At 36.1% G+C, this 18,469-nt stretch carries 13 protein-coding genes and 1 pseudogene; 6 read left to right on the top strand and 8 right to left on the bottom strand.

Annotated features, from left to right (window positions below):
- Window positions 1-61: 61 nt before the first annotated feature.
- Window positions 62-919: a non-homologous end joining protein Ku gene (gene ku / locus J2S06_RS06830; protein ID WP_419151770.1), complete on the top strand. Its 858-nt coding sequence runs from the start codon at window positions 62-64 to the stop codon at window positions 917-919.
- Between the two features lie 25 nt (window positions 920-944).
- A complete protein-coding gene (locus tag J2S06_RS06835; protein ID WP_419151771.1) occupies window positions 945-2,771 on the top strand; it encodes a DNA ligase D in 1,827 nt (608 codons plus the stop codon).
- A 65-nt stretch (window positions 2,772-2,836) separates the two neighbouring features.
- Here the strand turns inward: J2S06_RS06835 and J2S06_RS06840 are convergent, their stop codons facing one another.
- Window positions 2,837-3,388, bottom strand: a complete 552-nt coding sequence (locus J2S06_RS06840; protein ID WP_419151772.1) for a hypothetical protein — start codon at window positions 3,386-3,388, stop codon at window positions 2,837-2,839.
- 180 nt (window positions 3,389-3,568) lie between these two features.
- Here J2S06_RS06840 and J2S06_RS06845 point away from each other — a divergent pair, with 180 nt between their 5' ends.
- Window positions 3,569-3,661: a YjcZ family sporulation protein gene (locus J2S06_RS06845; RefSeq protein WP_044747577.1), complete on the top strand. Its 93-nt coding sequence runs from the start codon at window positions 3,569-3,571 to the stop codon at window positions 3,659-3,661.
- A gap of 67 nt (window positions 3,662-3,728) precedes the next feature.
- On the opposite strand, the gene J2S06_RS06850 is transcribed toward J2S06_RS06845, so the two are convergent.
- The 3 genes from J2S06_RS06850 to J2S06_RS06860 form a co-directional block, all read right to left on the bottom strand.
- A complete protein-coding gene (locus tag J2S06_RS06850; protein WP_419151773.1) occupies window positions 3,729-6,977 on the bottom strand; it encodes an efflux RND transporter permease subunit in 3,249 nt (1,082 codons plus the stop codon).
- Window positions 6,978-7,255: 278 nt separating this feature from the next.
- Complete coding sequence (locus J2S06_RS06855; RefSeq protein WP_044747576.1) at window positions 7,256-8,905, bottom strand: sensor domain-containing protein; 1,650 nt, start codon at window positions 8,903-8,905, stop codon at window positions 7,256-7,258.
- A gap of 155 nt (window positions 8,906-9,060) precedes the next feature.
- The gene (locus J2S06_RS06860) at window positions 9,061-9,522 is read right to left on the bottom strand and encodes a MarR family winged helix-turn-helix transcriptional regulator (RefSeq protein WP_044747575.1); all 462 of its coding nucleotides are present in this window, start codon (window positions 9,520-9,522) and stop codon (window positions 9,061-9,063) included.
- A gap of 572 nt (window positions 9,523-10,094) precedes the next feature.
- Between J2S06_RS06860 and J2S06_RS06865 the strand changes: the two are divergent.
- Window positions 10,095-10,310 (top strand): annotated as a pseudogene (locus J2S06_RS06865) (IS701 family transposase); the annotation flags it as partial.
- A gap of 347 nt (window positions 10,311-10,657) precedes the next feature.
- Here J2S06_RS06865 and J2S06_RS16100 read toward each other — a convergent pair.
- Window positions 10,658-12,409 (bottom strand): methyl-accepting chemotaxis protein, encoded by a 1,752-nt coding sequence (locus tag J2S06_RS16100; protein ID WP_459077046.1) that lies wholly within the window; start codon window positions 12,407-12,409, stop codon window positions 10,658-10,660.
- A 104-nt stretch (window positions 12,410-12,513) separates the two neighbouring features.
- Window positions 12,514-13,224 carry a dethiobiotin synthase gene (bioD, locus tag J2S06_RS06880; protein ID WP_419151774.1) on the bottom strand — a complete coding sequence of 237 codons (711 nt, stop codon included), beginning with the start codon at window positions 13,222-13,224 and terminating at the stop codon, window positions 12,514-12,516.
- Between the two features lie 189 nt (window positions 13,225-13,413).
- On the opposite strand from bioD, the gene J2S06_RS06885 reads away from it, so the two are divergent.
- The gene (locus J2S06_RS06885; RefSeq protein WP_044747573.1) at window positions 13,414-14,160 is read left to right on the top strand and encodes a hypothetical protein; all 747 of its coding nucleotides are present in this window, start codon (window positions 13,414-13,416) and stop codon (window positions 14,158-14,160) included.
- 308 nt (window positions 14,161-14,468) lie between these two features.
- Here the strand turns inward: J2S06_RS06885 and J2S06_RS06890 are convergent, their stop codons facing one another.
- Entirely contained in the window at window positions 14,469-15,923 is a 1,455-nt protein-coding gene (locus J2S06_RS06890; protein WP_419151775.1) for an aldehyde dehydrogenase family protein, read from the bottom strand.
- 191 nt (window positions 15,924-16,114) lie between these two features.
- Between J2S06_RS06890 and J2S06_RS06895 the strand changes: the two genes are divergently transcribed.
- Entirely contained in the window at window positions 16,115-17,008 is an 894-nt protein-coding gene (locus tag J2S06_RS06895) for a carbon-nitrogen hydrolase family protein (RefSeq protein ID WP_419151776.1), read from the top strand.
- A gap of 70 nt (window positions 17,009-17,078) precedes the next feature.
- Here J2S06_RS06895 and J2S06_RS06900 read toward each other — a convergent pair whose 3' ends face one another.
- On the bottom strand, window positions 17,079-18,464 hold the full coding sequence (locus tag J2S06_RS06900; protein WP_419151777.1) for a hypothetical protein: 1,386 nt from the start codon (window positions 18,462-18,464) through the stop codon (window positions 17,079-17,081).
- Window positions 18,465-18,469: the final 5 nt, after the last annotated feature.

Consider the following 18,469-nt stretch of genomic DNA (forward strand, 5'->3'; position numbering starts at 1 on the left):
ACATTTATGTAATCACCATTTTAGACGCAAACTAACATCAAAAAGAAAGTAGGAATGTAAAATGCATACGATGTGGAAAGGTTCGATTAGCTTCGGGCTCGTCAATATCCCGATTAAACTATTCGCTGCAACAGAAGATAAAGATGTAAAGCTTCGGCAATTACATAAAAAATGCCACACTCCGATTCAGTATGAAAAGCGCTGTCCTAATTGTGAGGAAGAAGTGTCCAATGAAGAGATTGTCAAAGGTGTTGAATACGTTAAAGGGAAATTTGTCATTTTAACGCAAGAGGAAATAAAAGAGTTGAAAGATGAACATGAAGATAAAACGGTAAAAATTATTGATTTTGTCTCACTTGAAGACATTGATCCGATTTATTATAACAGGTCCTACTATATTGGGCCTGGAGAGAATGGACAAAAAGCATACGCATTGCTCAGAGAAGCGTTAAAAACATCGGGAAAAATCGGGATTGCTGAGATCACTATGCGTTCCAAGCAGCAGCTTTCGATTGTACGTGTTTATAACGATTGTATCGTCATGGAAACGATTCATTACCCTGATGAAGTTCGTAATGTCAAAGAGATCCCCGGTGTGCCCGAAACCGTGGAAATCGACGAAAAAGAATTAAATACAGCCATTATGCTGATTGACCAATTGACAACAACATTTAACCCTGAAAAATATGAGGACGATTACCGAATCGCTTTACTAAAAAAAATCGAAGCGAAAGTGAATCAAAATGAAGGAAAAACCCCAGAAGAGACACCACGACAAAATGTAGTGGATTTAATGAGCGCATTACAAGCAAGTATAGAACGGGCAAAAGAAAATGGCGCAAAAGAATCAGTATATATTACACGAGAAACGGCTCCGCCCATCAAGAAAAAAACAAAGACTGTAAGAAAAAAAGCTTAACCTTTTTTCAAATAGGTGAAAACAAATGAAACCGATGCTTCCTACTTTAACATTTTCTGTACCCAGTGATAACGGGTGGATATTCGAGCCAAAATATGATGGATTTCGGGCTCTTCTTTATATTAAACAAAATTCGATCGTATTGATTAGCCGAAACGGCCATGATATATCGTCATCCTTTCCGGAAATCACACAATTTGTTCAAAAGCTTAAATCATCTCTTAAACAATTTCTTCCACTTATACTAGATGGTGAGCTCGTATATTTAGCATCCCGGTATCGGGCCAATTTTGAGATAGTCCAACAACGTGGGCGTCTAAAATCACCTGAGAAAATACAGGATTATTCGGCGAACTTTACATGCCATTATGTTGTTTTTGATTTATTAACAATTAAAGGAATTGATAAGACAAAAACACCTTTACTTGAACGAAAAGAAGCATTGCAAACGGTTTTTCAACAAGGGGGCTTACCTCTACATGCTGATCCTTACCGAGAGGAGCTCATTCAATTAGTGGAAACGAGTCGATCATATCAACCGTTATGGGAAAAAATTGTCCAACACGAAGGGGAAGGAATTGTTGCCAAACAAATAGATAGCTACTGGGAAGAAGGAAAACGGACAAAACAATGGTTAAAAGTAAAAAATTACCGAGAAGCATTATTTTTTCTTTTAGGTTTTAATATAACGAATGGCTACTTTCATGTAGGGGTTCACGAAAAAGGAAAAATAATTCCAGTTGGTTCTTTTACTCACGGATTGAAGGAAGAAGAAAGAAAAGCTCTGCTCCATATTATCAAAGAAAACGGCGACCATAAAGGAAGTTTCATCGAGTTAGAACCTGCTATTTGTGTGAAGCTTAAATTTTTGTCCTTTTTACAAGGACAGTTGCGAGAACCTTTCTTTCATTCCTTTGCGCTTGAACACTCATGGGAAGAGTGCACGCTTTTTCAACTAAAATTGAAAAATCATTTCATTCATCATGACGTTCGTTTTACACATTTGGATAAACTGTTGTGGCCGAAAACGAATGTGAAAAAAGAAAATTATTTAGCCTATTTACTAGACATCTCATCATTTATGCTTCCATTTTTGCATGATCGAGCATTAACGGTCGTTCGTTATCCGCATGGCTTATTAGGAGAAGCTTTTTTCCAAAAAAATTGTCCAGACTATGCCCCATCTTTTATACAAAAATTTAAAATAGATGATATTAAATATATTGTCTGTCAAAATATTTCAACACTCATGTGGCTAGGGAACCAATTGGCGATAGAATTTCATATACCCTTTCATACCGTTAAAAGCCATCGACCGAAAGAAATCGTCTTTGACTTGGACCCACCAGGGAAACAGTATTTTCATTTAGCGGTCAAAGCAGCTATTGAACTTCAAAAATGCTTTATACGATTAAACATTCGTGCGTTTCCAAAGCTATCCGGAAATAAAGGGATCCAACTTCATATCCCACTTTCATCAGAATTATTAACATTTGAGGAAACCCGTCAATTCACAGCATTTTTTGCCAATTATTTGACAAAACGATTCCCCGATTTTTTTACGACTGAACGATTAAAGAAAAAACGTGGACTTCGTCTTTACGTGGATTATATACAACACGCTGAAGGAAAAACGATTATTGCACCATATTCCGTGCGCGGAAATGAGAGAGGAACAGTTGCTGCCCCACTTTTTTGGGATGAGGTGAACGAAGAGCTCCAAGTAGACACGTTTACAATGAATCGTGTTCTACAACGTTTAAAAAAACGAGGTTGTCCAATGAAAACATACTTTCAAGTAAAAAATGAAGCCATTAAAACGGTGATCGAGCAATTAAACGATCTATCTTAAGCTATCGTAAAAACAAGAAATAAGGTGACCTTTTTCCAAGGTCACCTCCACCACTTTCAATATTTTTAATAAAAAAAGGGGAAGAAAAAGCGACGAATTCTTGCAAAAGGAAATGGATAACGGCGAAATCTACGGAAACGGCGTGGAAAATGATCATAACCATACCCTCCATATCCGTATGGGAAACCAAGACCGTAACCACCGTATATTCTGTATCCATATGGGTGCTCCTCATTATGGCCATTTTCCATTGAACGCTCGTCAGTCTCATCACCTGCTGGCATCAATAAATAAACTCGATCACGTTCTACATTTTCAATAATTCCATCAAATTGTCTCCCATCGTCCGTTTCCATCATCATATAATAGTAGCGGTGCTTTTTACAAAAATCCTTTATTTGATCTTGGTTTTTCATTTCATGTATGTTTGTCTCCATATTCTCATATGGCATTTGCATGTTCATGTTTGGCATCATGTTCCCATACGGCATTTCCATGTTCATGTTTGGCATCATGTTCCCATACGACATTTCCATGTTCATATGGGGAGCCATCATACCATATGACATATGCGGCATCATCGCATACGCGTCATGGTTTAGTTGATGATGAGTCATTGATATTTTCCTCCTTTTAAGAATTCACTCATATAGTATTCAGCCAATAGGTATTTGCTACAAAGTTTTATCTTTTTTATCTAATTCAGGAAATTAGATGAACCTTGGTGAAAGCGCCTATACCAATCAAGAATTACATGAATATGTTACAGTAAAAATGAATCACAAGGAGGCGTAAAAATGTCAAAAGATGGATATTACGGCGCTGGCTTTGCGTTGATTGTCGTCTTATTCATCTTATTAATTATCGTAGGGGCAGCTTGGATATATTAATGTTAAAAAAAAAGAAAGGACGGTGAATGGATTCATCGTCCTTTCCTTATATTTGGTATCAGACCCTTTAATTGTCACGATCTTTTTTCAATAAATTTAAAAGCTGTTCAAGCATAGAAACAATTTCTTCTTTACTATACTGATTTCTTTCCGTAGCAGGAACGTTTGATTTTTCCTCAGAATTCATTTTTTCCGTTTTTTCTTCTAATAAATAAGCTGGAATGAGTTGGCCATCTGGTGTCACATATTTTTTATTCATTCGTCTCGTTTCACGATCAAATAAGCTATACATGATCGGAATAGCGATTAAAGTTAAGAATGTACTAGATATTAAACCACCAATGACAGTTAAGCCCATCGGCTGATTGACTTCAGAACCTTCTCCTAACCCTAAAGCGAGTGGGATTAAGGCTAAAATGGTTGTCAAAGCTGTCATCAATACAGGTCGTAAACGAACTTTCACTGCTTGAACGATTGCATCGTATGTTTTCATTCCTTTTGCTTTTAACTGGTTAATATAATCAACAATTACAATCGCATTATTTACAACAATACCAGCTAGTACAATTACACCGATTACAACTGTAATACTTATCGGTGTATTGGTTATAAATAACATGATTCCGACTCCAATCATCATGAGTGGAACGGTAAACATGATTACAAACGGATATTTCAATGATTCAAACTGTGCTGCCATGACAAGATAAATGAACACAACCGCCAATACAAAAGCAAGCACCATATCATCGATGGACGATTCTAATAATTCACGATCACCGCTAAATGAAACCTCCGTTTCATCTGGCAATTCCAATTCCTCGATCTTTTTATCTACTTCTTGTGAAACCGCCCCAAGATTTGTGTTATTCGTATATTTCACGGTAAATTGGACAGCGCTTTGTTTATCCATTCTTCTAATTTCCGTAGGAGCTTTCCCAATTTCAAACGAAGCTACTTCTTTTAAAGGAATAAATGTTCCATCAGGTTTTTTAATTAACAACGATTTTAAAGCGGAAACATCTTTGGCAACGTCCTTATCATATATGACGTTTACCGTATAGATTTCTCCATCGTTTTCATTTGTCATTTGAATCGCATCTATTCCTCTAGTTGCATTGTTGACAATAAGCCCAATTTGTATAGGCGTTAGCCCATTTGATAAAGCTTTTTGACGGTCAACGACCATTTGTATTTCTTCTACCGTTTCTGATAGATCATTCGATACTTCCGAAACATTTTCCAAATCAGAAATAGCATCTTGAATACGAGCTACATTTTCCTCTAATCGTTTTTGATCAGAGTCTTTTACGTCAAACGTTAACGTATTTGGTGTTGATCCAGTTGACGATTGCAAGTTAAACGATACATCAGCCGATTGATGAACTTTATGAGCAGCTTGCTCAATTTCCTTTTTGACATCATCAACGAAATCAAACGTAGAACGATCCCGATTCTCTAGTGCAACCATTTTGACATATATTTGAGCAATATTCGACTTTGTAGTTCCACGGAAAGATTCTTCTTGTGTTGAACCAATCAAACTAACGTAAACATCAACATCTTCTTCATCCTCTAACACCTGTTCAATGTTGTTTATGACCTTTTCCGTTTCTGAAATAGCCGTACCGTTTTCAAGAGCAACATCAATCGTAAAGTATCCTTCATCTGTGCTTGGGAGGAATACAGCCCCGACACGTGTAAATCCTAATATACTGATTCCTAGGAATACGAGAGTTAACACTAAAACGACGGCACGATTTTTCAATGACCATTTTAACACCTTTTCCAAAGTAAGAAGCGCTACACTTTCTTGACGATCCTTTTCGATGTTTTTTGGCGGCTTTTTTAACCAGCGACTCGCAAGCATCGGAACAATGGTTAAAGCGACAAATAAGGAAGCAAATAAACTGAAAGCAATTGTTAATGAAAACTCTGTAAATAATTGCCCGATGATTCCTGAAATAAACACAACAGGCAAAAAGACAGAAATGGTTGTAAACGTTGAGGCAATAATGGCTGGACCCATTTCTTTTGCCCCATCATACGCAGCCTTTTTCGGATCTTTTCCCATTGATAAATGGCGATAAATGTTTTCGATCACAACAATGGAGTTATCGACAAGCATTCCGATGCCGAGTGCCAATCCTCCAAGGGTCATAATATTTAACGTAAAATTAGAGAAATACATTAACACAAAAGTGACGATAACAGAATAAGGAATAGCGATCCCGATAATAAGGGGGCTATTGATATTCCGTAAAAAGAGGAATAGAACAACCATGGCAAAAGAACCGCCTAAAAGCAACGTATTGACCATATTGCCGATCGCTTTTTGTATGTATTCACCTTGGTCAAACAACAATTTCGCTTCAATCGCTACATATTTTTCATGATCGTTTAGCAGTTCATTTAATTTTTCTTGAAAAGCTTTTGACACTTCGGCCGTATTCGCATCCGATTGTTGAAGCACACTTAATAATACAGCAGGCTTTTGATTAGCTCTTGTAATCGTTTCAGATTCTGTTTCTTTTAATGCGACTTCCCCTAAGTCTTGTATCTTTATGTCTTTTCCATTAGCTGGGTTGATGCCAATCGTTAAATTTTTCAACGCTTCAACCGAATCAATTGTACTAATGACCCGTGTTGTCAACACTTTTCCATCAGTTTCAATTGGATTACCGGGCATCGAAACATTATTGGCCCGAATAAGATCAACGACTTCTGTTTGACTGAGTTGATATTCTTTTAGTTTTTCTTGGTCTAATTCAACTTTTACTTCTTCGGCAGTAATTCCGGATAGATTGACACTTGCAACTCCTTCTGTTTTCGATAATTCTTCTTTAAAATCTTCCGCAAGCTCCTCTAGTTCATTTTGATCCCCAGTGGAAGTTAACGAAAGTTGAATTATCGGAAATTGCGAAGGATCAAACTTTAAAAAACGAGGTTTTCCAGCATCATCAGGTAATGGAACATCAGATATTCTACTTTGTATCTCATCTTGAACATCATCAATATTCGTTGTCCAGGAAAATTGTAATAATACTAAACTAGCCCCTTCTTGAGAGGTTGACGAAATCGTATCGATTCCCTCGATGGTCGATAAAGATTCCTCTAATGGCTTTGATACTTTTTCAACAACTTCTTTCGGGCTTGCACCACTATAATTTGTCACAACAACCCCAATAGGTGGGTTAATTTCTGGGATCAGTTTTAAGGGAATATTGAAAAAGGATACACCACCTAAAATGAGTACTAAAATCATTGTGACAAATGTAAAAACAGGCCTCCGTATGGAAAATCGACTTAACCTCATGTTTGTCTCCCCTCTTTTCTACCTAACAAGTCGTCTTGTAAAAGCATACATCAAATATAAACAACAATGATCGAAAATTCAATGAAACGAAATTTGTCTGTTTTGAAACAATTTGAAGAAAAGACCTTTTTAATATTTCCCCTATCTTTATGTGAGGAAAAGATTTTTATTCCACGACTTAAGGGCTCAAAATAAACTTTGAGCCCTTTTCATGATTTCATTAAAATGTATGGTAAAATCTGAATTGTCTTTACGATTTGTCTATATATGTGTTGAATCTAGCAACCTTGCTTATTCCAATGTTCTAAAAGATGTTCAGCTTCCTTTCTACAAACAGGTTTACTAAAATAATAGCCTTGCATGTAATAACATTGATGACGATGTAAAAACGAAATATGTTCTTGTTTCTCAACTCCTTCGGCAATGATAGATAATTGCAAATTTTTTGCTAATGAAATAACAGTTTTCACAACGACATTATTTTCTTCATCACGATCTAAATTTTGAATAAAAGAACGATCAATTTTAATTTTATCAAGTTTTAGCTTCGTTAAATAACTAAGAGAACTATATCCTGTCCCGAAATCGTCAATGCTTACATTCACACTTAATTCTTTTAATTCCTTGATCATATTTAAAAAGTAGTCGATATTGTACATTAAATGGCTTTCAGTAATTTCCAATTCTAAGCATTCCGGAGGGATATTATATTTATTTAACAACGAATTAATCATTTTTAATAAATCTTGCTGAAAAAATTGGCGAATAGACCAATTCAAACTAATTTTTAAGTTTTTGTACCCCTTATTCCTCCATATGCATAGCTGTTTGAGCGCTTCTTCCATACTCCAGCGCCCGATCTCGATGATAAACCCAGTTTCTTCGGCAATTGGAATAAATTCTTCTGGTGAAATCATTCCAATGTTTTTATGCTTCCATCGTAATAGAACTTCAAAACCAGCAATATTACATGACTTCGTATCAATTATCGGCTGATAATACAATTCCAGTTCATTCTTTTTAATCGCCTGATATAAATCACGCTCCAGCATTGCTTTTCGATAAAATGGTTGACCGTAAAGTGGATTGAACAGGCAGACTTTTTTATTTTTATTTAAGCCGATTTTCGCAGCAATTTCACTGTTTTGAATTAATGTTTCGGCATCGTTTCCGTCCTCAGGGTAAAAAGCGATGCCGACCTGAAAATCATAATAAATTTCTTGACCTTTAAAAACAAACTTCTGATCGAGATTGTCTACCTTTTGCTGAATGAAGGAAATTGTCTGTTCTTTATTTTTTACGTCTTTGATGATAATAATAAATTCATCCGTCGATAACCGCCCGACAAAATGAGGTTTGGAAATATTTTCTTTCAGTAGTTTTGCAACATATAATATAACTTGATCCCGAAACTCATTTCCATACATGTCACTTAAATATTTAAAACGATTTAAGTTAACTTTTATAATTGCTGCTCTTGTATTAGCGGATTTGCAAATTTGTTTAAGCTGCTCGCTTATCGCTTTCTCATTTGGAAGGTTCGTTAATTCATCGTAATACATGAAATATTGGATAAAATGCTTTGATTCTTTTACTCTCGACATATCTTGAAGAATAAAAGCTACACTCGTTTTAGATAACGGGATGGCAGTCACATAAATTGGAAATTCAGTATAGAGAGTTGTTTCATGATGAATGACCTCTTGTCTTCTTTTCACATTTTCAAAAAGTCCTTCCACCCAATTTTCATTTTGAAACAATTCGTATACAGTTTCCAATCGTTGGATATTGCAGTGTTCCTGCACGAAATTGAAAGCTTGTTTGTTATATTGTTGAATCGTTCCATTCACATCACATATAAATATAGGTTCTGGGTGAAGGTGGTAAATTGTAAAAAATTCAGATTCTTTTTGGTGGATGTTTTGCAATTTGTAACACATCCTTATCTTTATTTAGATACGAATTGTTACATGATCCCTTTTATTCCTGATGCACTTTAGTTAAACGAATAAAAATGTACATTTACCCTTCTTTTCCTTCTCATCTTCTATTGGGCTATGAATTTATTTCTAATTACAAAACATTATCGGAAAATGAGATGTTGACTATGGATTCCAGCTTTTTTTAACAAATGCATTAATTGATCTTGTTCTTCCTTTGATAAGCCGGAAAAAGCTCTAGCCATCCGCATCGCATGAATGGGATAAATTTCATCTAAATAGTTTTTGCCTTTTTCGGTTAATTTCGCATAAACAGACCGTTTATCCCTAGGATCTTGTTCGCGATATATATAACCATTTCGTTCTAGCTTATCAATGACATATGTAACATTTCCACTTACCAGCAATAAACGAGAGCCAATTTGTTGAATTTTTTGCGGACCTTTTTTATATAAAAGCTCTAAAACTGAAAATTCTGTCGGATTAAAACCGTGTTCTTTACTATCACGAATGGAATGCTCCGAAATGCTTTTAAATGCACGAGCAAAAATATGAAAAAGTGACACCGCTCTATCCATTTCTTCTTGAGTAAAAGATGTCATCATACGTATCGCCCTCTTTACAAATCATAATCAATTTTAATTTCTTAAAAAATTCAAAAATATTTTAACTATATTTATTTTACTATTTTTTCATTAATATTGGAAGTTTTTAAACGCTTACATTCATTATTTGTCAATATCTATTCATTTTTTTAGCACGGATTTCTAGGGAACTGTGTACCTTTAATTATTTAATGTAGATGAGCAAATTCCCTAACATATATTTACATCCAAACAAAAAAGGAGACAGGAATCCAACTCCTTGGTTAGAATAGATGCGCTACCAACTACCTACAAGGATGTTCATGTCTCATGAATAGATTAGCACCTCATCAAGGAATCCACAAATTTTTCACAACGTTTGGTCATTTCTCTTGTTTCCTATCATATTTAGATCCTTTATTAGTCCTATGAAGGACCTTTCTTATGTTTTCTATCTTCATAGTGTCCTTCATTAATCCAATGAAGGACACTTCTTATGCTTTCTATCGTATTTATGTCCTTCAAAAGCCTCATGACGGACATTTATCATCTACATTTGCTTCTTTTTGGACTTCATCTCCCCCTGAAGCTATGGATACCGTGTTCGCGAACGTCAAGTAATGAAACGGTATTGGATTTTTGTACAACTTACTTATGTGTATAGTATGTTCGAATCCAACAGCAATTTTTCGGATGTGCTCGATCTCCTGCGTAAGAGAAAAGGACATAGTCTCGTGGAGTTCATTTACCATGCGGCGAAACAAAATATTCCCATTGATTCTGTGAAAAAACAGCGGCACGTGACATAAGGGGTAACCTGTTCGTTTTTATGGTAATTATTGTAAGAAGAATTGCTCAACTACAGTTATTTAAATGAAATTCTCCTAAAAGATTGTTGCTTTATATAGCTTTTTGACTGTCAGGCAAGCGGTGCGCTTGCTATGTCACGCATTAGCGTGACGTAAACCAAACAAGAGTCGAGCTCCGACCTCGTGCTTTGTTCGGTTCATATACAGTCAAAATGCATCAAAGCTTACGAAAATATATAAATAAAAACACTGGCTGTTTAATTAATGAACAACCAGTATTTTGAATGGGTGACGATCCTATTTACAAACGTTACTTGGTTCGGTTAAGGAAGATTGTCATCAATAGATTAAGTTTTAAACTTCTTCACGAGATCATTTAAAGTTTCCGATAATTGCGAAAGGGACTGAATATGATTTGAAACATTTCCCATTAAAATATTGGACGTTGAAGCTGATTCCGCTGTTTGCTCGATTCCTGCTGCGGCTTCTTCTGTTAATGCCGCAATATTGCCAATTTGCTGATTCATCCCCTCGCTATTTTCTAATATTTTTGTAAATTCTCGATGTGCATATTGGATTTTTTCGGTCACCTCTTTTATATGTGATTGGATGATTTCAAAAGCGGCACCCGTTTCCTGAATTAACGATGTTCCCTCTTGCACTTGCGAATAGCCAATATGTAAACTATCAGTTACTTCTTTTGTCTCTTTTTGTACTTGTTCCACAATATGTTGAATGTCGACAATTGAATGAGACACTTGTTCAGCTAGCTTTCGTACTTCTTCAGCAACAACAGCAAATCCTCTTCCATATTCACCTGCTCTTGCTGCTTCAATCGCGGCATTTAATGCAAGCAAGTTCGTTTGATCCGCAATATTTTGAATGACTTCTACGAGTTTGTTAATATCTTTCGAACGTTGATCAAGGTTTTGCATTTTTCCAATTGCTGCTTGCATTTTTTCATAAATCATTTCCATCTGCTGCATGGAATTATTCATGAGGTGACTTCCATTATCCGTTTGTTTTATAACAAGATTCGATTTCTCTTCCATCTCCAAGCTATTTTGATGGATTTCATGAATTTTATTCGTATAATTAACCATTGCTTCTGCAAGTTCAGTGGCAGATTTCGCTTGATTTTCTGCTCCAGCTGACAACTCCTGCATTGTAGAGGCAATTTGTTCACTACCGTCTTTAACTTCAATAGAAGATTGATGTAGGTCAGTGCATTTATTTGTGATCGTATTGGAAACGTTGTTAATGTCCAACACAATTTTTCGCAATTGTTTATTCATTTCATTGACCGATTCTACTAATTCCCCAAGTTCATCCTTACCTTTATATGTAAGTGATTGATGAAGCAATTCACCATTGGCAATCGCTTTCATTCGTTCGGAAATCATACGAATTGGCTTTGTAATCGAACGAGACATTGTAAAAGCTATAAATAATCCAATGATAACTATCAAACCGGATAAAATAATACTTAATACAAGAACTTGATTGCTTTTGTCAATGACCTCTTTCCCATGTTGAATGGCTAGCTGATATCGCTGTTCAGACATTTTCTCAAGATCTTGAATTATGTTTTCAGCAAGCGGTTTTGCCCGCTGCTCTAAATTTTCGATTGCATCTTCTTTTTGGCCATGATCGAATATAAGCAACGTTTCGTAGCGAACTAATACACTCCATTGACTGGTTTCATCCAATAATTGTTTCATCTCATCTGATTGATTTAATTGTGACAGTTCAAATTGAAGCTTTGCACTTTCAGATGTTAATTCTTCAAACTCTTCTCTCATTTTCTCATCTTCATAAAGAAAATAAGAATGAACTAAGGAAATCCTTTTTGTAATGTTATATCGCAGCCTTTCATTCATAATTAAGGATTGGACATCTTTTTGAATCATTTTTTCCGTATCGGCGTTGATTCTTTTCATGAGAACATAATTGACAGCAACTGTTGCAATCGTTAATAACATAATAATCGCAAAGCTCAGCAGTAATTTTTTTTGCAATCCTTTCTGTTTCCAAAATTTCAAGTCTTTTCTTTTTCCTCGAAATGTCAACCGTTTCAATGACTTCAACTTCAACTTCAACAAATTCCCCTCCCCTAACAAGCTTCTTTTATTTATATCGGTAAAATTGCAAAAACATTTACTATTGTGAAAGTTAGAGAAGGGCATAAATTTTAATCCTTGAATTACAAAACTGGATTATTTTCTATATTTAATATTTTTTCAATATAAAACCATTTCAAAACGTCATCAATTTCTCCCCCGTCTTCTGGTACTTTCCCTAAAATAGGTAGGTTTGTTAATTTTTCAATTACTCTCATATTATCTTTTTCTATGATATCCGGATGTGATGATACTTTATTAAACACAATACCTAATATTGATAATCGATTGGCTTTTGCATATTCTACCGTTAATAAAGTATGGTTAATAGAACCTAAATGTGGTGGCACAACGACGATGAGAGGAATGTTCAGCATTTGAATAATATCTTTCGTCATGTACATTTCATTTTCTTCCATGATTGGAACGGCCAATCCCCCTGCCCCTTCGACAAGAACGATATCATGTTCTTTTTGTAAACAATCATAGTGCTGTTTCATTCGATTTACATCAATTCGAACATTTTCAAGATGTGCGGCTAAATGTGGCGAAGCCGGCTTTTCAAAAAAATATGTACATAAATCTTTTTGTCCATAAGAAAGGTTTGCCGTTTGTATGTAGCTTTCGACATCCTCTGCTTTTAATTCTCCATCTTTCCATACACATCCAGTTTGAATCGGCTTATACGGGGCTACACGAAATCCACTTTGAATCAGTGCCTTCGTCAAAAACTTTGTCACATACGTCTTGCCAATTTCCGTACCCGTACCTGTGATAAAAATACCTTGTCCCATGTCAACTCACTCCACAACAATTTTTTGTATTATTCTAGAATAAATCCTCCTATATGTAAACTATTATATTTTAAAAGTTTACAAATTTACAGTAACAAAATTTTCGCTGAACTTTTCATAAACCCATCGTTCATTTAAAAAAATTGCTATAATAAATTCGTTAACATAGAGAGAAGGAGTAGAAAGAACTTGGAAAAATCGAATCAACGATTGAAAGTTTTGAAACATCTTTCCGTAAAAGATTGGTTAATGATCTTTTTCGGTATTCTTATTGCTATTTTTCTATTTTTATTGATTGGTACGAATCAAGTATTCTTTCAATTTGCGATACTACTCTTAAATAGCTGGCTAACTGTTTTTGTCTTTTTCCTATACAAAAGAGTAGACAATTTAGCAAAAAATCAATTGACTGAAAAGGAACCTCGTCCTACAAAATCAGCTTTAAAAATAGAAAAGGAAGATGAAGATGTAGAGAAAACACTTCATTATAAAGAAAAAGAACTAACTCAAATTGAGTTAGATAAAACGATCATTTTTGAAGAATTACTATCAAAAACGAATTTGCGTGAAGAAGAAAAACAAACTTATCGAAAACGTTTATCCGAAAAAGAATCCGAAGCCAAATCGATTCAACAAGAACTTGCACTTCTTAAAACTCGAATTCAACAAAAGATAAAGGATGGAGCGAACCTTTTGTTAAAACGAGATCCTGTTCTAGAGAAAGTTGTTCAGCTTTTGGAGCCTGATTTTATTCTCAAAAGCTCATTTGATGAAATTGATCAAAAGCTGAAAATGGTTCTCCCTGAGATAGAAAGCGATGTAATAGACGCTTTAATGGAAGCCCAATTTTTGACGGAACAGCATGCGTTAACGAGAATAGGCTATCGAGAGTTAATCAAAACAGCGAAAAAAGGATTTGTAAGTTTAAAAGGGTAAAGACAGTTTTTACGTTGATAGTGATGGAATAGATTGTATTTAAATACGTGGCCGATCTGAATTTTTGGAGCTTTTATTCATAAAGAGGGTTTCATAAGCAATCGGTCTTTCGCCAAATGATTCGAGTCTCACCCTCTCACCGTTTTTTCATATAAGAATTAAGCGTAAGAGGCACCATAAATGTCTTACCTCCTATTGTGGAATCAGACACTTATGCTGCCTCATTATTTTGGCAAAAGCTCATGAGTGTTGTAGGATTAATTTTTAAGCGATAGAAAAGAACGTAATCTATCATGATGGATTTCTATTTAAAATGGATATTCTCTTGGCAGGCTTTGTGTCGAGACCCATTGTGTTGTTGTAAATTCTTCAAGTGACCAGACTCCTCCGAAACGTCCTAAACCTGAATCTTTTTCCCCGCCAAAGGCAATAAGCGGTTCATCGTTCACACTTTGGTCATTAACATGGACCATTCCGGTTTCAAGCTTTTTCGCTACCTCCACACCTTTTTCTACTGATCCAGCATGAACAGCGCCGCTTAATCCATATTTTGTATCATTAGCTAATTGAATCGCTTCCTCTTCATCATCAAATGGAATAATCGTCACAACAGGCCCAAACATTTCATTTTTTGCTGTTGCTACTTCATTTGTTCCGGTCAAAATAAAAGGCGACATCACATTTCCATCGACTTTCCCTTCTAATACGACTTTCGCTCCTTGCTTGCGAGCTTTTTCAATCGTCTTTAAAATTCTTTCCGCTGCTTTTTGATTAATCAGCGGGCCAATTAGTGTATCTTCCTCACGAGGATCACCGACTTTTATCGTTTTAGCCTTTTTCGTAAAAGCTTCAACAAATTCATGAAATCGTTGTCGATGGACAATGATCCGGTTAATAGCCATACAAATTTGCCCATTATGCATGAATTTGCCGAACGCTGCGGCATTAACAGCACGATCAATATCAGCATCTTCTAACACAATCATCGCATTATTGCCGCCAAGCTCAAGAGCGACTCTTTTAATATTTTTCCCGCAAAGCTCTCCGATATAACGACCTACTTCTGTAGATCCTGTGAATGAAATCATTCTAGGAATTGGATGATCAACAAATGCGTCTCCTATTTCCTCAATATCAGCAATCACTACATTGAATAAGCCTTGAGGAACCCCTGCTTCTTCAAAAATTTTACCTAATACCGTTCCCCCTGACATGGCCGTTTGTTCATCTGGCTTTAATACAACTCCATTTCCAACCGCAAGTGCTGGAGCAACCGAACGCATGGATAAGTACATTGGAAAATTGAACGGACTGATGACCCCAACTACTCCGATCGGTTTTCGATAAACTCTGTTTTCTTTTCCCGGAATTAGGGATGGAATCATTTGTCCTCCCATTCGAAGCGGAAATGAAGCTGCTTCTCTCATAATCGCAATACAGAAATCAATTTCGACATTTGCTTTAATATGAGAGGAGCCCGTTTCTTCAATCAAAAGCTTCACTAATTCCTTTCTTCGATCCATTATGATTCGTGCGGCATTTTCGATGATCGTAGAGCGTTCAAATGGATTGACATGCTCCCATTCCTTTTGTGCGTTTTTTGCTGATTCATATGCTCGATGAATATCTTCTACGCCAGCCATTTTAAATTCCGCTAACATCTCCCCATTATACGGATTTGTATCTTGATAACGACTTTGACCCGAACCGTCCCTCCACTCTCCAGCAATATATTGTTTGTTTAAATTGTCGAACGGTTTCAATGAATTCCCTCCTCTTCGTTATGACTTACCATTATTTTTTTCACATCTCAGTGGAATATACCATTACTTACCGTTTTAAACCGAACAAAAATCCTAAAATATAATTTCACAAGGAATTCGATATAAGGTGTGGAATGTTTTATTAGGTAAATATTTGTGATCATCGCAATACGACAAAAGGAGGAAGAAATATGAGGAAAACACATCCATGGTATGTTATTTCCTATCCTATGGGTGATGAAGATGCTGTTCTTTATCATTGCCTTGAAGAATTAAATAACGTATCAGAAAAAGGAATCGCTGTATTACCAGAATACGTCGCCTATACACCAAAACAAGCAGAAAAGGCACTAATGAAATTAAAAGAAACAGCCACAAAGAGAAAAATTAGCATCATTACTACTTTAAACATCGTTCCCGTTCATTTACCATACATGAAAAACAATTCAAACTACAATACACTTGTTGTCATCACAAAGGAAGGGAAAGTCCATACACCACAAGCGAAAATTACACCTCAATCTTTTGAACGAAGGCAATATGACGAGAAATTCCCCAAAATAAACGTTTCGGATTATTACTATTTAAATAAAGTACAGATGAAGATCGACAATGAAGTCAAAACGGCGCTCTTTGTTATTTGTTCAGATATTTATACCCTTTTAGCTGGTGTAAAAGATGTGCAAGACTTCAAAGTTGATTATTGCATTGTTCCTGGAAACTTCGGAAATGGGGCGGAAGCCGCTGTAAAACGAGTTCTTCAACGCTTCCGTTCAGCAGGTATTTTTGAAACGACCATTTTTTCAAATCCATATCAACTGCTAAAAAAAGCTGAACAAACTCCGCTTGTTCAAAAAGCTTGTGATTATGAACAAAAAGAACAAGATGTTTCATCTTCACTTACAGACTGGGAAAGAATTCAACTATTGAAACAAAATTTTCTCATCTATCCGGATGAGCATATCCAAAGCTTCGTTCATATGGCAAACTATACGACAATGGATAAAGGAAGAATAACCGTTCCCATGAGCCGTTTTCATATCAATGTCAAAGTCGAACAATATCCTGAAATGATTGTACTATAAATGATAAAAATAGTCTCCTCACCGTTAAGGAGACTATTTTCCCTAATAAGATATCCCTTCAACCAAAATGTCAGCTAAAATCTTTGCTTTCCACACGCTGCTGAACGAGTGTTGTTTTGATCCATTCACGTTCTAATATGAACCATAAAATAAGCCCAATTCCTAATCCCCACGCAGCCCCTTTTGTCGCTAAAATCGCACCAACAATGACCGCAATGCCTTTTTGTAGATTACTTTCATTCTTTAACAAATCAACCCCTAAATAACCGCAAAGATAGCCTTGGATGAGCATCGTCAATGCCATTCCGATATTGACGCCTGGCTTGAACAGTGTGACAACCGGACCGAGCATTAGCGCAATGCTCATTCCCCAAAAAATTCCGGTTGCTCCCCCCCAATAGCTGTCGATTTGCTCGCGTTTATTATTCATATAACGATTTAAAACAAGCACCTGACCTCCAGTCCATTGCGGTCCAGACAAAGGTAGAAACGGCATAAAGATCCCTTCAATAAAGTTTCGAATGGAAACGATGATACTGTTTCTAGTTGGACTAAAGACAATTTTTTCATCTTTTCTGACTTCATCTGCATTCTTAAGCAAAGAGTTTACGACCAAAACATCACCAAAGGCAATAATGTATGCAGCAACGGCTAATGGTAACGCTTTCATAAATGTGTCGAAAGAAGGCACTCCTACTGCAAAAATACTGTAAGATGATACAATTTCTCCAAATGGGATCGCCACAAAACTCCATGAAATTTCAGGCATTTGGACTTCACCAATGATGATGCCGATCACATATGACAAAGCAAAAGGTACCGCGATTCCAAACTGGGCAATATATCGGAAGAGACCATAACGCGCCCGCAATGGTGCTGCCGTTTTCGAAAACATCATGAAAAAGCCAAATGCAGCCCCTAGAAGAATGGTGACAGGCATCGTCCAGACACGCCCACCTTCTGAAAATTCACCGAAAATGGCCGCAAACCCTGCTCCTAGTAAAATTCCTGCTTTTAATGAAATAGGAATTTTTTCGACAAGCTTTTCAGCTCCTTTAAATAACCCCATCAACAGAAAAATAACAGCAACCAAAATTTGTAAAGCAATTAACGCCTCAATCCTTTCCTGCCCTTCTGGAAAACCTGAAAGAAAACTTACATAGAGTGGAATACCTGCAGTAACCCATCCAGCAATTGACGGGTCTCCAAATGATGTGTGTAATAAATAGAGGAAATTGTTGATGATAATAAAAGCGATTGCAAGTTCAAAAGGTATTCCTAATACATCCATTATCACAGCGGAAATACCCATTGGTACAACGCAAAGAATAGCACCTTGAAGCCAGTCAGGAAACTCAATACCATAGTGTACAAATGGCAAACGAAGCTTGAGGGGACCAAGAGCGTACGGCTGTTCCGCTCCATCTTCTCTCTGTTTTCCAAAATAAAATGCCATCCCTT

Origin of the sequence: Bacillus alveayuensis (assembly GCA_030812955.1) — a bacterium.
In the GTDB taxonomy this organism is placed as follows: domain Bacteria; phylum Bacillota; class Bacilli; order Bacillales; family Aeribacillaceae; genus Bacillus_CB; species Bacillus_CB alveayuensis.

Coding starts and splice junctions, on each gene's coding strand:
- J2S06_RS06835 (WP_419151771.1), top strand. CDS start 945: ATGAAACCGATGCTTCCTACTTTAACATTTTCTGTACCCAGTGATAAC.
- ku (WP_419151770.1), top strand. CDS start 62: ATGCATACGATGTGGAAAGGTTCGATTAGCTTCGGGCTCGTCAATATC.
- J2S06_RS06840 (WP_419151772.1), bottom strand. CDS start 3,388: ATGACTCATCATCAACTAAACCATGACGCGTATGCGATGATGCCGCAT.
- J2S06_RS06850 (WP_419151773.1), bottom strand. CDS start 6,977: ATGAGGTTAAGTCGATTTTCCATACGGAGGCCTGTTTTTACATTTGTC.
- J2S06_RS06895 (WP_419151776.1), top strand. CDS start 16,115: ATGAGGAAAACACATCCATGGTATGTTATTTCCTATCCTATGGGTGAT.
- J2S06_RS06845 (WP_044747577.1), top strand. CDS start 3,569: ATGTCAAAAGATGGATATTACGGCGCTGGCTTTGCGTTGATTGTCGTC.
- J2S06_RS06900 (WP_419151777.1), bottom strand. CDS start 18,464: ATGGCATTTTATTTTGGAAAACAGAGAGAAGATGGAGCGGAACAGCCG.
- J2S06_RS06860 (WP_044747575.1), bottom strand. CDS start 9,522: ATGATGACATCTTTTACTCAAGAAGAAATGGATAGAGCGGTGTCACTT.
- bioD (WP_419151774.1), bottom strand. CDS start 13,224: ATGGGACAAGGTATTTTTATCACAGGTACGGGTACGGAAATTGGCAAG.